At 36.1% G+C, this 14286-nt stretch carries 15 protein-coding genes; 5 read left to right on the top strand and 10 right to left on the bottom strand.

The features are described from left to right. Positions 1 to 18 precede the first annotated feature (18 nt). Positions 19 to 2742, bottom strand: a complete 2724-nt coding sequence (acnA, locus tag BG05_RS13860) for an aconitate hydratase AcnA (protein ID WP_002014285.1) — start codon at positions 2740 to 2742, stop codon at positions 19 to 21. 289 nt (positions 2743 to 3031) lie between these two features. On the opposite strand from acnA, the gene sspO reads away from it, so the two are divergent. After that, entirely contained in the window at positions 3032 to 3181 is a 150-nt protein-coding gene (gene sspO / locus BG05_RS13855; protein WP_002033549.1) for a small acid-soluble spore protein O, read from the top strand. A 37-nt stretch (positions 3182 to 3218) separates the two neighbouring features. On the opposite strand, the gene pdaB is transcribed toward sspO, so the two are convergent. Continuing rightward, complete coding sequence (pdaB, locus tag BG05_RS13850; RefSeq protein WP_002066634.1) at positions 3219 to 3944, bottom strand: polysaccharide deacetylase family sporulation protein PdaB; 726 nt, start codon at positions 3942 to 3944, stop codon at positions 3219 to 3221. A 46-nt stretch (positions 3945 to 3990) separates the two neighbouring features. Continuing rightward, entirely contained in the window at positions 3991 to 4254 is a 264-nt protein-coding gene (locus BG05_RS13845; RefSeq protein ID WP_002014282.1) for a hypothetical protein, read from the bottom strand. A gap of 121 nt (positions 4255 to 4375) precedes the next feature. On the opposite strand from BG05_RS13845, the gene BG05_RS13840 reads away from it, so the two are divergent. Together BG05_RS13840 and BG05_RS13835 are read left to right on the top strand one after the other, a co-directional pair. Then, complete coding sequence (locus tag BG05_RS13840; RefSeq protein ID WP_002128508.1) at positions 4376 to 4519, top strand: small acid-soluble spore protein P; 144 nt, start codon at positions 4376 to 4378, stop codon at positions 4517 to 4519. A 125-nt stretch (positions 4520 to 4644) separates the two neighbouring features. Continuing rightward, positions 4645 to 5031: an Hsp20/alpha crystallin family protein gene (locus tag BG05_RS13835; RefSeq protein WP_002066632.1), complete on the top strand. Its 387-nt coding sequence runs from the start codon at positions 4645 to 4647 to the stop codon at positions 5029 to 5031. Between the two features lie 51 nt (positions 5032 to 5082). On the opposite strand, the gene BG05_RS13830 is transcribed toward BG05_RS13835, so the two are convergent. Both BG05_RS13830 and BG05_RS13825 read right to left on the bottom strand, forming a co-directional pair. Next, positions 5083 to 6321 carry an MDR family MFS transporter gene (locus tag BG05_RS13830; RefSeq protein WP_002185172.1) on the bottom strand — a complete coding sequence of 413 codons (1239 nt, stop codon included), beginning with the start codon at positions 6319 to 6321 and terminating at the stop codon, positions 5083 to 5085. Positions 6322 to 6405: 84 nt separating this feature from the next. Further along, entirely contained in the window at positions 6406 to 6798 is a 393-nt protein-coding gene (locus BG05_RS13825) for a hypothetical protein (RefSeq protein WP_002137716.1), read from the bottom strand. A 133-nt stretch (positions 6799 to 6931) separates the two neighbouring features. Here BG05_RS13825 and BG05_RS13820 point away from each other — a divergent pair, with 133 nt between their 5' ends. Then, the gene (locus BG05_RS13820) at positions 6932 to 8134 is read left to right on the top strand and encodes an alanyl-tRNA editing protein (protein WP_148312556.1); all 1203 of its coding nucleotides are present in this window, start codon (positions 6932 to 6934) and stop codon (positions 8132 to 8134) included. A gap of 42 nt (positions 8135 to 8176) precedes the next feature. On the opposite strand, the gene BG05_RS13815 is transcribed toward BG05_RS13820, so the two are convergent. Beyond that, positions 8177 to 8620: an NUDIX hydrolase gene (locus BG05_RS13815; RefSeq protein WP_002128512.1), complete on the bottom strand. Its 444-nt coding sequence runs from the start codon at positions 8618 to 8620 to the stop codon at positions 8177 to 8179. Between the two features lie 105 nt (positions 8621 to 8725). Here BG05_RS13815 and BG05_RS13810 point away from each other — a divergent pair, with 105 nt between their 5' ends. Further along, positions 8726 to 9307 carry a DUF6434 domain-containing protein gene (locus BG05_RS13810; protein ID WP_002185171.1) on the top strand — a complete coding sequence of 194 codons (582 nt, stop codon included), beginning with the start codon at positions 8726 to 8728 and terminating at the stop codon, positions 9305 to 9307. Between the two features lie 7 nt (positions 9308 to 9314). On the opposite strand, the gene BG05_RS13805 is transcribed toward BG05_RS13810, so the two are convergent. From BG05_RS13805 to BG05_RS13790, 4 genes are all read right to left on the bottom strand, one after another. Continuing rightward, complete coding sequence (locus BG05_RS13805) at positions 9315 to 10412, bottom strand: acetyl-CoA C-acyltransferase (protein ID WP_002185170.1); 1098 nt, start codon at positions 10410 to 10412, stop codon at positions 9315 to 9317. Further along, positions 10405 to 11868, bottom strand: coding sequence for an acyl-CoA synthetase (locus BG05_RS13800; RefSeq protein ID WP_002185169.1), 1464 nt, complete (start codon positions 11866 to 11868; stop codon positions 10405 to 10407). Before BG05_RS13800 ends, BG05_RS13805 begins: the two co-directional genes overlap by 8 nt. 65 nt (positions 11869 to 11933) lie before the next feature. Beyond that, a complete protein-coding gene (locus tag BG05_RS13795) occupies positions 11934 to 12509 on the bottom strand; it encodes a biotin transporter BioY (protein WP_002014265.1) in 576 nt (191 codons plus the stop codon). A 123-nt stretch (positions 12510 to 12632) separates the two neighbouring features. Beyond that, positions 12633 to 14246, bottom strand: a complete 1614-nt coding sequence (locus tag BG05_RS13790; protein ID WP_002185168.1) for a long-chain fatty acid--CoA ligase — start codon at positions 14244 to 14246, stop codon at positions 12633 to 12635. Between the last annotated feature and the right edge of the window lie 40 nt (positions 14247 to 14286).

The raw sequence follows: 14286 nt of genomic DNA, 5'->3' as shown, positions 1-14286 counted from the left end.
ATCATTCATTTCAATTATTTAGTTTGACACTTTAGACTCTTCGATTTTCGAACGAAGAACCATTTGCAAGATACCACCGTGACGGTAGTAGTCAATTTCAACTTCACTATCGAAACGAGCTACTACTTCAAATTGCTTCTCTTTTCCTTCTGCATCGATTGCAACTACTTTTACAAGATCGCGTGGTCTAACCGTTTTGTCAATTTGAATTTCAAATGACTCGTCACCAACAAGACCTAATGTTTCAGCACTGTCGCCATCTTTAAATTGTAATGGTAATACGCCCATTAATACTAAGTTACTGCGGTGAATACGCTCGAAGCTTTCTGCGATTACTGCTTTAATACCTAATAAGTTTGTACCTTTCGCAGCCCAGTCACGAGAACTTCCCATACCGTAGTCTTTACCAGCAACAACTAGAAGGCCTGTGCCATCTTCTTTATATTTCATCGCAGCATCATAGATAGATGTTACTTCACCAGTTGGCCAATATGTTGTATATCCGCCTTCTGTTCCTGGTGCGATTTGGTTTTTAATACGGATGTTTGCAAATGTACCACGCATCATAACTTCATGGTTACCACGACGAGAACCGTAAGAGTTAAAGTCGACTGGTTGTACGCCGTTTTCTAGTAAATAACGTCCAGCTGGCGTGTGCTTACCAATTGAACCTGCTGGTGAAATGTGGTCTGTCGTTACAGAATCACCAAATTTACCAACTATGCGTAAACCTGATAACGTTTCAACTTCACCTGGCTCTTTAGATAATCCTTCGAAGAACGGTGGGTTTTGAATGTATGTTGAATCATTATCCCAAGTATATAAAGCTTCATTTGAAGTTTGGATTTCATTCCAGCGCTCATTGCTGTTAAATACTTGTGCATATTCTTTTTTGAACAATTCAGATGTAACAACACTTTGAACTACATCTTCAATTTCTTTAGCTGATGGCCAAATATCATTAAAGTAAACAGCATTACCATTTACATCTTTACCGATTTCATCATTTTTCAGGTCAATATCAACAGTACCTGCAAGTGCATATGCCACAACAAGTGGTGGTGATGCTAAGTAGTTTGCCTTTACAAGTGGGTGAATACGACCTTCAAAGTTACGGTTACCAGATAAAACAGATGTTACTAATAAATCATTTGCTGCGATTGCTTCTTCTAATTCCTCTGCTAATGGACCAGAGTTACCGATACAAGTCGTACAGCCGTAACCAACTGTTTGGAAACCTAATTGATCTAAATACGTTGTTAAACCAGACTTATCTAAGTACTCTGTAACAACTTTAGATCCTGGTGCTAACGATGTTTTTACGTAACCAGGTACTTTAAGTCCTTTTTCAATTGCTTTCTTCGCAACTAACCCTGCTCCAATTAACACGTACGGATTTGACGTATTTGTACAGCTTGTAATTGCAGCGATTGCAATTCCACCTGTTTTCATCGTTACTTCTTGATCTTTCAATGTAACTTTCACTTCTTTATCAAACTCTTGCTCATTGAATCCAAGCCCTTGTGTTCCAACTGGTGCTACAACAGCTTTATGGAACTCCTCTTTCATATTTGAAAGTGGGATTAAATCTTGCGGACGTTTCGGTCCAGAAAGATTAGATTCGATTGTATTTAAATCAATTTCAACAAGATCAGTATAAATTGGATCTTTACTGTCTGCTGTATAGAATAAGCCATTTGCTTTACAATATTCTTCAACAACGCGAATTTGCTCTTCATCTCTACCTGTTAAACGTAAGTATTCTAATGAAATATCGTCGATTGGGAAGAATCCACAAGTTGCACCGTATTCTGGTGCCATATTTGAAATTGTTGCACGGTCAGCTAAAGGCATGCTCTTTAGTCCATTACCGAAGAACTCAACAAATTTACCAACTACACCTTTTTGACGTAACACTTGTGTTACTTTTAATGCAACGTCAGTTGCTGTTGTACCACTTGGAAGTGTACCAGTTAATTTCACACCGATTACTTCAGGTACTGGGAAATATGAAGGCTGTCCAAGCATTCCTGCTTCTGCTTCAATACCACCAACGCCCCATCCAAGAACACCAATACCATTAATCATTGTTGTATGTGAGTCAGTTCCAACTAATGAATCTGGGTATGCAACTAAGTCACCTTCAGCATTTTTCACCGCATGAACAACCGGTGCTAAATATTCAAGATTTACTTGGTGTACAATACCTGTTGCTGGTGGAACTGCACGGTAGTTATCAAATGATTTCTGTGCCCAGCTTAAAAATTTATAACGTTCTTCATTACGTTTAAACTCTAAGTCCATGTTGAATGCAAGCGAGTCCGCTGTACCCGCTCTATCAACCTGTACAGAGTGGTCAATTACAAGGTCTACAGTAATTTCTGGATTAATTTTATCAGGATCTCCGCCCATATCTGCCATTGCTTTACGAAGCGAAGCCAAATCTACAACAGCTGGAACACCTGTGAAGTCTTGTAAGATTACGCGAGATGGTTTAAACGGAACATCGATATCTTGAACATCTTTCGTTCCCCATTTCGCTAAATTTGTAACATGTTCTTCTGTAATTACGCGTCCGTCTACTTGACGAAGTACAGATTCAAGTAAAACTTTCACGGAATATGGTAATTGAGATACGTTGCCAACCCCTGCGTTTTCAAGCGCTTTCAATTGATAATAATGATACGTCTTTCCATCTAGTTCAAAAGTTGCACGTGATTGAAATGGATTATGTTTGACCATTATGTTTCCCCCCTGTTAAACGTGACTAATTTGTCTGAATATAAAATGTAGACAAACTTTTCAATACCTTACGATAATATCTTATTACAACTTTCTAAATAAGTAAATAATAAGAAACTTATGGATTATCATAAGTTTTCTTTATCTTTCTAAATTTGAATAGTGTCCATGCTCTTTATTAATACTATTACTATAAAGTAAAGCACTCTTTCAGTGTTTTACTTTACGTTCATATATGCTATGAACGACTCATGGTTCGTCTATAAAAAACATTATAGAGGTGAGAAAAATGGGTAAAAGAAAAGCCAATCATATTATTTCAGGAATGAATGCTGCATCCGCCCAAGGGCAAGGAACTGGCTATAATGAAGAGTTCGCAAATGAACCTTTAACTCCGGCAGAGCGACAAAATAATAAGAAACGAAAAAAGAATCAGTAACGAAAAATCCCAAAAGGTATACCTTTTGGGATTTTCTCTAATGTTTATAACGTAACAACTCCGAAACTGTTACAAATCGATAACCCTGCTTTTTCAGTTCAGGTAAAATTTTTGCTAATGCCGCCACTGTTTGACTACGATCACTTCCTCCATCGTGCAACAGTACAATATCTCCACTTTTAGCATTTTTCACAACATGATTTACTATGGATTCTGTACCCGGATTCGCCCAATCACGAGGGTCTTGATGCCATGACCATAGAACAATTTGATACCCAGCTTTTTTTGCCGTAGTAAATACAGCATCATTAATATATCCACCTGGCGGACGGAACAATAAAGGTTCTTTCACCCATTTTTCAAAATATTTCTTTCCATTTAAAATATCATGTTCTAATTTTTCATCTGATGAATTACTCGCATACAAATGATTCATCGTATGATTTCCGATTTCATGCCCTTCTTTCAACACTTGCTTTACTAAGTACGGATTACGCTGAACTCGAAAGCCAATCATAAAAAAAGTCGCTTCCGCTTTATATTGACGTAATAACTCTAATACTTGCGGTGTATAAGTTGGGTCCGGTCCATCATCAAATGTAATTGCGATAATTTTTTCATTATTTGGCACTTCCCATGTTACATAGCCAGTTGGCTCTAGCTCTTTTCTTAACAACATTTTAGCTTCCACTTTGTCCACTTGAAATATATGTACTGCACAAATTAAAGAAAAAATTGATAGAATAATTTTTCGTTTCAGCATAGTAGCACTAAAAGTAATGAGGTTGTTGAATTCACAACAACCTTTTTCACTTTTCTATTTGATCTACATTTCGCATAATATTTTGGAGATTACTTTCATATTGCTCAAGTTGTGGACGCTGCGTTTCTGATGCTACTTCAAGTGCATTTTGAATCTGTTCGTACGCCTCTTGTACTTCTTGGCGTAACTCTTTTAAATCATGGCCGTAATTCGGGTCATTTTTCACAATATTATTGAATATATTTTCCGCTTGAACAACCCCTTGCTGCGCGGCCTGAAAAGCCTGTTGCTTATCTTTATGATATGGCATAACACTTTCCCCTTCCTATATGAGTTAGTCCTACTTATCTTTACCCATTTCTCAAAAAACATTCTCGTATAAATTCGCAAACTTCTCTCATTCTAAATAGGGAGAGGAGGTGTAAAATACAATGGGTAAAAACAAGAATCAATCTAATCGTCAAAACGAGAAAAAAGGGCAATCTTCTGGACAGCCCGAGCCTTTAAGTGGATCTCATAAAGTTAAAAACCGTAATCATTCACGTCAAAAAAATCATGCACATCATGATATGTAAAGCAAAAGTATTCACACACACTGTATCTTTCACATAAAATGTTTATATTTTTCTATTTGTTCTTCACCTCTATTTCATTCATGCATAACATAGTATGAATTGAGATTTTACGGAGGGTGTCTTTCATGGGCAAGAAAAAGAAGGATTGTCTTTTTCATGTTGATGGTTTCGAAGAATGGATGGATCAATTTTGTTCCGATTCTTATAGTAACTTTAGTTTTCCAAATCAAATTCATATTGACCTTTGTGAAACAGAACAAGAATACATTTTGGAAACAGATGTACTAAATGTAACTGAACAAGATGTACTCATTAAAAAGATGGAGACAGGCCTAAACATTTGCATACTTCATAAAAATAATTCTTTACAGCGGATAATTCCTTTACCTGCTAATATTATTTATAAGAAGATGCTAGCCTGCTTAGAGAATGGATATTTAGCCATTCATATTTCCAAAAATGAAGTTGCCAACACGCATGAAGAGAAAGTCTTTTTTCGAATTAACGATTAATATAAATACAAACATAAGCCCCAGCAACCTTTTAGTTTGCTGGGGCTTATGTTATTTCGCATGTATTTCTATTTTAGAATTTCTAATATATCTTTTTTTCATTAAGCTTTTTGTAACTAATAGGACTGGAAATGCAGTGGTTGAAAAAACAGCTAATATAAAAAATACAATAAAGCCATTTTGATATCCATAATGATCGAGAAGTATCCCGCCAAACCAAGGACCAATTACTACTCCAATTCCCGAAAAGCCCATAGCTCCAAAATATGTCCCTTTCAAATGCGAAACAGCTATCTCATCAATAAATACATCTGTCATTGAAAACATTAATACTTCTCCGAATGTAAAAATAATTGTACATATAGCAGCCCCTAACATAGATTCTACTAGTCCAAATCCAAACAATCCCCCGCTCACAAATAACGTTCCAACCATAACAGATGCTAACGGCGTATACTTTTTACACATTTGAATAACAGGGTATTGAATAAATACTACTGTAACCGCATTTAAAGTTAGCATATATGAGAACAACTTTACTCCATCTTGAAATATATGCGCGTTTGCAAAATATTGAGATAGTGTCGTCGTTAAATGTGAAAAACCACTATTACTCAAAATGATTCCGACTAAAGCAACTAAAAATACTATGTCTTTTCGCAAAATCCGAACCGCACTTAACATTGTGACCGGATTTTCTGTAGTTACTTTCTTATTATCAAGTGGATATTTCTTAAATTGAAACGCTAATATAACTGTATATAAAATGTACACTCCAGCGGCTACTAAAAAAGGAATCGTTGATTTTGCACTTCCAATCTGTAATCCAACAAGTGGACCCATCGCTACTCCAACATTTATTGCACCGTAACGCAAATTATATACGAGTAAACGATACTCTGGTTTCGTTAAATCTGATAATAAAGCTCTTGATGTCGGTTCAAAAAAAGAACGACATAATCCATTCAAAGCGTTTAATAGAAAGAAACTCAAAACATGATCTGCAACTGAAAATCCTATAAATACAAACACCCAAACAATCATGGACCATATTATAATCATCTTTCGACCAAATCGATCCGATAAATTGCCTCCAATAAAACTAGCTAACACTCCAACAAGCGCACTCGTTCCAATGATAGCACCGGTCATTCCAGCCGATACGTCTTTAACAGTCGTTAAATAAATCGCTAAAAAAGGAATGCTCATTGAAGTTGCAAACCTAGCAAATAATGTCCCTATAATGATACTCATTCCAAGTGGATGAATATTTTGTAACTTCCCCTTCATCTTTAAACCTACTCTCCCTTTTCTTACATAAAAAAAGAAAGCAAAGGATCTGCTTTCTTTTTCCTTTTTCTATACTTGAGATGTTTATACCCGAGCTGTTCTCGTTATTTCCATATCAATTCCGTATGTAAACTGTAGTTCTTTACAAACATCTTTAATCAAAATAGCTACATTATACTTTTCATTAAATTCTAAAACAATGCTTTCTACTTCTTCATATGTATACTTATATTCGCCAGTAATTACACTTTTTAAATCAAAGCATTCATTAATACAAAGCTGGACGAGTAATTGTTCATACTTCTCTATGACATCTTCTTTTTTCCAAAGTAACTCCTTTACATATAACCGATCAAATTTCACACTTTCTCGATTACAATCCGTTAAAATCCGGGTCATCTCATTTAATTCTCGATATAATTCGGAAATATTTCTGCTTAAACTAAGCAACTTATCTACGCCGTTTTCATATGGCATTTTCATTCCCCCCCGCATTTTCTTCTTATTATAGCAAGAAAATTCTAAAAAAAGTTTCTTTCTTCTGAAATATTAGGAAACTAATTTCAATTGCTTTACAATGAAACTAGCTAACACGAAAGGGGAAAGAAAATTGGAGAAAAAATTATATTACATCGACGCTTATAAGAAAGACTTTACTACTAAAGTTATAAAACAAGAGCATGATACAGAAGGAAACTTATATGTTGTCTTAAATGAAACTGCATTTTATCCAACAGGCGGCGGACAACCACATGACACTGGAACTTTAAATGGTATTCCGGTAAGTAACGTTGAAGAAGTAAATGGAGAAATTCGTCATTTCATAATAGAACAATTACATACAGAAGAAGTAGAGGGTAAAATAGATTGGGAGCGCCGTTTTGACCATATGCAACAACATACGGCTCAGCACATTTTATCCGCTGCTTTTTGGGATCACTTTAACATACCGACGATCGGGTTCCATCTTGGAAAAGAAACTATAACCATTGATTTAGAAACTGCCAATCTTTCTACAGAAACTGTTGAGAAGGCCGCACAAATTGCTAATCAAATTGTTTTTGAAAACCACCCTATTCGTATTAAATGGATGAACTTAGAAGAGGCCAAAGCATTACCCCTTCGCAAAGAACCAACTATGACAGAAAATATACGCGTTGTTATTATCGCAAATTATGATTACAACGGCTGTGGCGGAACGCATCCGAAACACACTGGTGAAGTAGGTCCTATTCAAGTACTAGGATGGGAGCGCAATAAAGGTGGTATACGCTTAACATTTATAGCTGGTTGGCGTTCTCTTAAATTAATGGGACAACATCAACAAATATTAACCGATGTTTCTAAGCAATTGAACAGTAGCGAAACTGATATTCCAGCAAAAGTAGCACAACTTCTTACCTCTCAAAAAGAAAACGAAAAGGCAATACAAGCAATGAATGAAAAACTATTATTTGTAGAAGCAAATGAACTATTACAACAATCGGAAGAAATACATGCTGGAACACTTATCTCTCGAGCATTTACAAATCGCTCTATGCAAGAAGTCGCAAAACTAGCTGCCATTATTACAGAACAACAAGAACACGCAATTACATACTTCGTTATTGAAAATGAGGACAAATTACAATGTATTCTTGCTTGTGGTAAAGCAGTGACACTCGATATGAATGCTCTTTTAAAAGATGCCCTCCCTTCTATTGAAGGAAAAGGCGGAGGAAATAAAAAGAGTGCTCGTGGCGGTGGGAAAGCAATTATGAGTAGAGATGAGTTTTTAAATCAACTTGTTTCTTCTTTACAGTCAGCAGTGTAAAACATGTTTATGAAGGGTAGCTAACGGCTATCCTTCAATTATTTACAGGCCTATATTTTGTTTCAAGCCTTGATAACTCCCTGCACTTGCAAAACCTTCACTTATAAGAGTTATAAAAGTTTCCGAAAAACCATAATGACTTAAGTCTTTAATCACTACCATTTGTACATCATGAATTGGATTAAGATCAAATTCATTAGAAGGTAGCGTAATTTCACCTTCAATCCTTTCAAGCAGAAACGTAATATGTAATAAAGATGGACTAGCATCTGGTTTATCACAAACATAGAGTAGCTTCTTAATTTTAACTTCTAATCCTGTTTCTTCTCTCATTTCTCGAATCATCGCTTCTTCTAACGTTTCACCATTCTCTACCCTTCCCCCAGGTAAAGACCAATTGCGATTAGCAACTTTTTGCTTTACTAGCAATACTTTTTCATCTTCAATTAAAATTCCCGTAACACGAACTTGCATTACACTTTCCATATGTAATCTCCTCTTCCCGTTATATTTACAAATTAATCCTTCCACAAAAAAGAACATATGTTTTATAATTAAAGGAAATTATGGAAGAAAGAAGTTGTTACATCTATGCGTCCACCTTTAACAAAGTCTATATCACTTGAAGATTTCCAAAACTTTTATTGGTTAAAAGCAGAACTCCAAACATTTTGTCGTGAGCATGGTTTGTCAGCTAGTGGCTCTAAGATTGAAATAACCGAGCGTATCTCACATTATTTACATACTGGTAAAATATTAAAAAACAGCTCTAGTCAAAAGGTGAGTAAAGCTTCCCTCTCTTATAAAGAACTTTCTCTTCAAACGATTATTACTAACAATCACCGCTGTAACGAAGATGTTCGTGCTTTTTTCAAAGAAAAAATCGGAGCAAACTTCCGCTTTACAGTAGCTCTTCAAAAATTTTTTAAAGAGAATGTTGGAAAAACATATGAAGACGCGATAACGTTTTGGTATGAAGAAAACGAACGAAAAAAAGATCCTACATACAAAACAACTATCAGCGCGCAGTTTGAATACAATCGTTTCACTCGCGACTTTTTCGAAGATCCAAATAACAAAGGGAAATCAAAAGCTGATGCTATCGCTGCTTGGAATGAAATAAAAGCAAAACCTGGTAGTAATGCTTATGTTCCTCAAAAAGTAGAAAACTAGTCCCTTTCTAGTTTTCTACTTTCTCAAATAATAGCGCAAGCCCTATTCCACCACCAATTCCTAACGTCGTAATTCCATATTTCATATGCTCTCTTTGTGCTTGATAAAACAAACGTGTCACAAGCATAGCTCCAGATGCACCGTACGGATGACCGAGCGCAATTGCTCCACCATTTACATTTAATTTTTCAAAAGGAATTTGTAACTCCTTTGCACAAGCAACAATTTTTGAAGCAAATGCTTCATTTATTTCAAAATAATCGATGTCCTCTACTTTCATATTCATTTCGTTTAATAATTTGTTCACCGCAAATATCGGACCAGTCCCTGGAAGATTTGGATCCACGCCAACTACAGCACTACGAACGAAACGAAGAACTGGCTTGTACCCTAATTTCTGTGCTTGCCCCTCTTCCATTACAAGAACAGCACATGCTCCATCATTTACACCGCACGAATTACCTGCTGTTACCGTTCCATTTTGTAAAAATACAGGTTTCGTTCTCTTAATCATTCTTTCATAATTCATTTCCCGCTTTATAGATTCATCTAATAATCCATTAAAATAATGAGGTAATATCTCTTCTTGTATATATCCTTTTTCTAATGCTTGCAGCGTTCTTTTATAGCTAAGACAAGCATATTCATCTTGTATCTCTTTTGTTATGTTATATTGCCCTGCAACATACTCAGCCGCCAATCCCATATCTGGATCCCCAATTGTTTCAGGTGAAAACCGCGCTCTATTTTGAAAAGGTGACGTACTTGTACTCTCTACGCCCCCAGCAATATAACAATTACCTGCATCCCCTTGAATAAAATGACACGCAGTACGAATTGCTTCCAATCCAGCTCCGCATTGCCGGTCAATCGTTACACCAGGTATATGATAACCAAGCCCAGCTTCTAAAGCAGATAATCTTGCAACATTACCTCCCGGTCCAACAACATTCCCTAATATAACATCGTCTATTTCTCTCTCAATTCCTTTACTTAAAAACGTAAGAAGTGGTGCTGCTAATTGCTGAACTTCATAATCTTTCAACATCCCGTTTTTTTTACCAATAGGTGTTCTTTTCGCTTCTACAATAACCGCCCTATTCATATATCTTCTCCCGGTTTTCAATCATACTTTTTGCTGCATTGCGAGCTATTTTCCCGCTATTTGTATAAGGTATTTCATCAACAAAGTACCATTCTTTCGGTATTTTAAAAGATGATAATCGTTGTAAGCAAAAACTTTTTAATTGTTGCTTTGTAGCACTTCCTTTTACGATAGCGACAGGCTTTTCACCCCAGTAACTATCTTCTACACCAACCACAACTATTTCTTCAACAGCTGGATGTGTCTGTAATACCCTTTCTATTTCTTCTGGGAAAATATTGATTCCTCCAAATAAAATCATATTCTTCTCTCTACCAACAATATATATAAAGCCTTCTTCATCTTGGTAGCCCACATCCTGCACTGTCATCCAGCCACCTTCGGACAATTGCGGGATTATAGCTCCATCCGATACATAGCCCATAAAAAATTGATCACTTTTCACATACACAGTTCCTATCTCACCTGTCTGTACTTCTTCTCCTGCTTCATTACATATTCGAACTTGTACATTATGACAAGGTTTCCCTACTGAATTCGGTTTTCTTTCACTCTCTTCATCAACCAATGCCGTTACAAAGCTTAGCTCAGACGCACCATAAAACTCATATCTTTTTGCATAAGGAAACACATTCTTCATCTTCTCTTTTGCTTCAGCTTCCCATTTGGCTCCTGACGAAATAATTTTCATTTCACTTTCAATTACTTTATTTTCTTTATACAAAGACTCAAGCATTGTAGGAACTGTATACATTACAGAAATATTCTCTATCCTTATACTAGATAGCACTTGAACTGGTACAAACTTTCTCATTATGTGTACCGTTTGCCCTAAAAACAATGCACTTATTGCCCCGTATAAGAAAAGAGAATGAACAAGCGTCCCAGCTATTAAAATAGAATTTTCCTTTTTCATATGAAAGTCATGTACATTACAATCAAAACTATGTACCCACGACTGTTGAGCACGTAAAAACGCTTTTGCTTTTCCAGTCGATCCTGATGTAAATCCCATATAAAAAGGAGCGTTTTGTACATTTTCTACAGAATGATATGCAGGAAGATAGTTCTCAATCATTTCTTTCCATTCTTCAATCTCAATAATCCTTCCTTCTTCGCACGATATATCACTAAGCCTATACTGCTCCGCCACAATAATATCCGGTTTACTAATCGCTATTCTTTCTTTAAGTTCATCTCGTTTCCATTTTATATCTAGTGGCACACAAACCCATCCAGCCATAGCGGAACCCGCAAATAGTTGTAAAAATTCCATACTATTCTCTAATAAAATTGCTATCGTTTTATTCTGCGATTCTTTTTCATTCAACCAGTTTGCTACTTTACACACTGACTCAAACCATTCTTTATATGTTAATACTCTATCATTTTCTTTAATCGCTATTTTATTTGGTTGTAAAGAGGCATACTTTTTATATTCTTTTGTAATCCCCATATGAGACGTCCTTTCTTTACAAAATAATAAAAAGAAACACGCAAGTAACGTGTTTCTCCTTTTTCTTACCCTGCATTTGTAATTTTTTTATTCTTCAAAGCAGGCGTAATAATATGTTTCAATGAGCGATGTAATCTTGTCACAAGAATCGCTGCTATAGTCGCCTTTATGCAATCACCTGGTAAAAATGCGACACTTACTTTCATCGTTTCCCATACGGAAATATCCATTACGAAAGCTTGGACAATGATACCAAATACATAAACTACGAAAATACCACCAATTATATTAATACATAGTACTTTTATAATAGAAACTTCACGTAAACGCTCAATTAAATATCCAATGACAAACGCTCCAACGATATAACCAAGTAAATATCCTGCACTTGGCCCAACAAATACACCTGGTCCCCCGCGCCCACCAGCAAGTAATGGTGCTCCAACTCCAACTATAAGTAAAAAAATAAGCTGACTTAACGCACCAAGACGTGAGCCTAACAACCCACCAGCAAGCATAACACCGAGTGATTGTAATGTAATTGGAACTGGTGTAATAGCAAGAGCAATTGGAGGTATTAACCCTAACACTCCCATAATAGAACTAAATAAAGCGACGAAAACTAAGTTTTTTGTATTCATATTTGCTTCTCCTATTTGTAAACTTGAAATGGATTTTAGATAACATATTATAGGAGTTATATTATCTTTCCCTTCGACGTTTGTCAACCGTAATTAAAAATAAGTTTACAAATAAAAGTTTGGTTATTTCTCTTTATGCAAATGCTCAAGTTCTTTTCGAAGTGCCTGTTTTAAAAACTTCCCAACAGATGTTTTCGGTATTTCTTCCATAAATACAATATCATCTGGTAACCACCACTTCGCAAACTGCGGTTTTAAAAACTCATATATTTCTTCTTTCGTAACCGTACTATTTTTCTTTTGAACAACGCAGGCAACTGGGCGTTCTTGCCACTGCGGATGAGGAATTGCAACGACAGCCGCTTCAAATATAGCATCATGTGCCATTAAAGCATTTTCAAGATCCACTGAAGAAATCCATTCTCCCCCGCTTTTAATAACATCTTTCGTACGATCAACAATTTTCACGCAGCCTTCCTCATCAACTGTAACAACATCACCAGTATATAACCAACCGTCTCGGAATCCTTCGACAGTACGATCATCGTTATAATAGCTTTCAGCGATCCAAGGTGCTCGTAAACATAACTCTCCCATCTCAGTACCATCCCACTTCACTTCACCGTTTGTACCGACTACTTTCATCTCTACACCAGGGACAAGATATCCTTGTTTTGAGCGGATTTCTAATTGCTCTTCATATGATAATTCTGTTTCATAACTTTTTAAACGTGCAAGTGTTACGAGTGGGCTTGTTTCAGTCATACCATATGCATGTACGAAAGGAACATTATATTTTTGCTCAAATGCTTTAATAACGCTTTTCGGTGCAGCAGCACCACCGCATAATATTCTCGTTATACTAGATAAATCGTAACTATTATTTTCTAACTCTTGTAATACACCGAGCCAAATTGTCGGCACACCTGCTGCTATCGTTACTTTTTCAGTTTGAATCATCTCTAATAAAATTTTCGGAGTAAACATTGGTCCTGGCAGAACTTGTTTAGTTCCAAACCAAGTAGCTGCAAAAGGAAGCCCCCAAGCATTCACATGGAACATCGGTACAATTGCCATAGCCGCATCACTTTCCGATAAAGCAGCTGTATCCGCTAAACCGAGTGCCATACAATGCAATACAGTACTACGATGCGTATATACAACACCTTTTGGGTTTCCTGTAGTCGCTGACGTATAACACATACCAGCAGGTGTATTTTCATCAATATCTTTTACAAATTGGAAAGTTGGATCGCCTTCTTCTAATAGCTTTTCATAATGATATACAGGTTCTAGCGTAGTATTGGGAAGTTCATCTTTATCAGTCATAATAATGTAGGCTTGTACAGTTGATAATTGTGATTGAATATTTTCAACAAGTGGTACGAGATCTTCATCTATAAGTAGAATTCGATCTTCTGCGTGCTGAATAATGTATGAAATATGTTGAGGAGATAAACGAATATTAATTGTGTGTAAAACGGAAGCAATACCAGGAATAGCAAAATACGCTTCCACATGTCGATGATGATTCCACGCTAACGTTCCTATACGCTCGCCTTCTTTAATTCCTAATTTTTTTAACGCACTAGAAAGCCTTCTCGTCCTTTCACCTAACTGCTTATACGTTAATGTCGTAACTGTGTCATGTGTCCGTGAAACAATTTCTTTCTTTGAAAACAGTTTTTCTGCTCTTTCCATCATAGAACTAATTGTTAGCGGTACATTCATCATCATATTGGTTATATCCCCCTTTAAAGCGTTTTCATTTCTGTAT

The organism is Bacillus mycoides, assembly GCF_000832605.1.
Classification (GTDB): domain Bacteria; phylum Bacillota; class Bacilli; order Bacillales; family Bacillaceae_G; genus Bacillus_A; species Bacillus_A mycoides.
The sequence above is the reverse complement of the archived record's forward strand: the minus strand, read 5'-3'. Positions and strand labels throughout refer to the sequence as shown.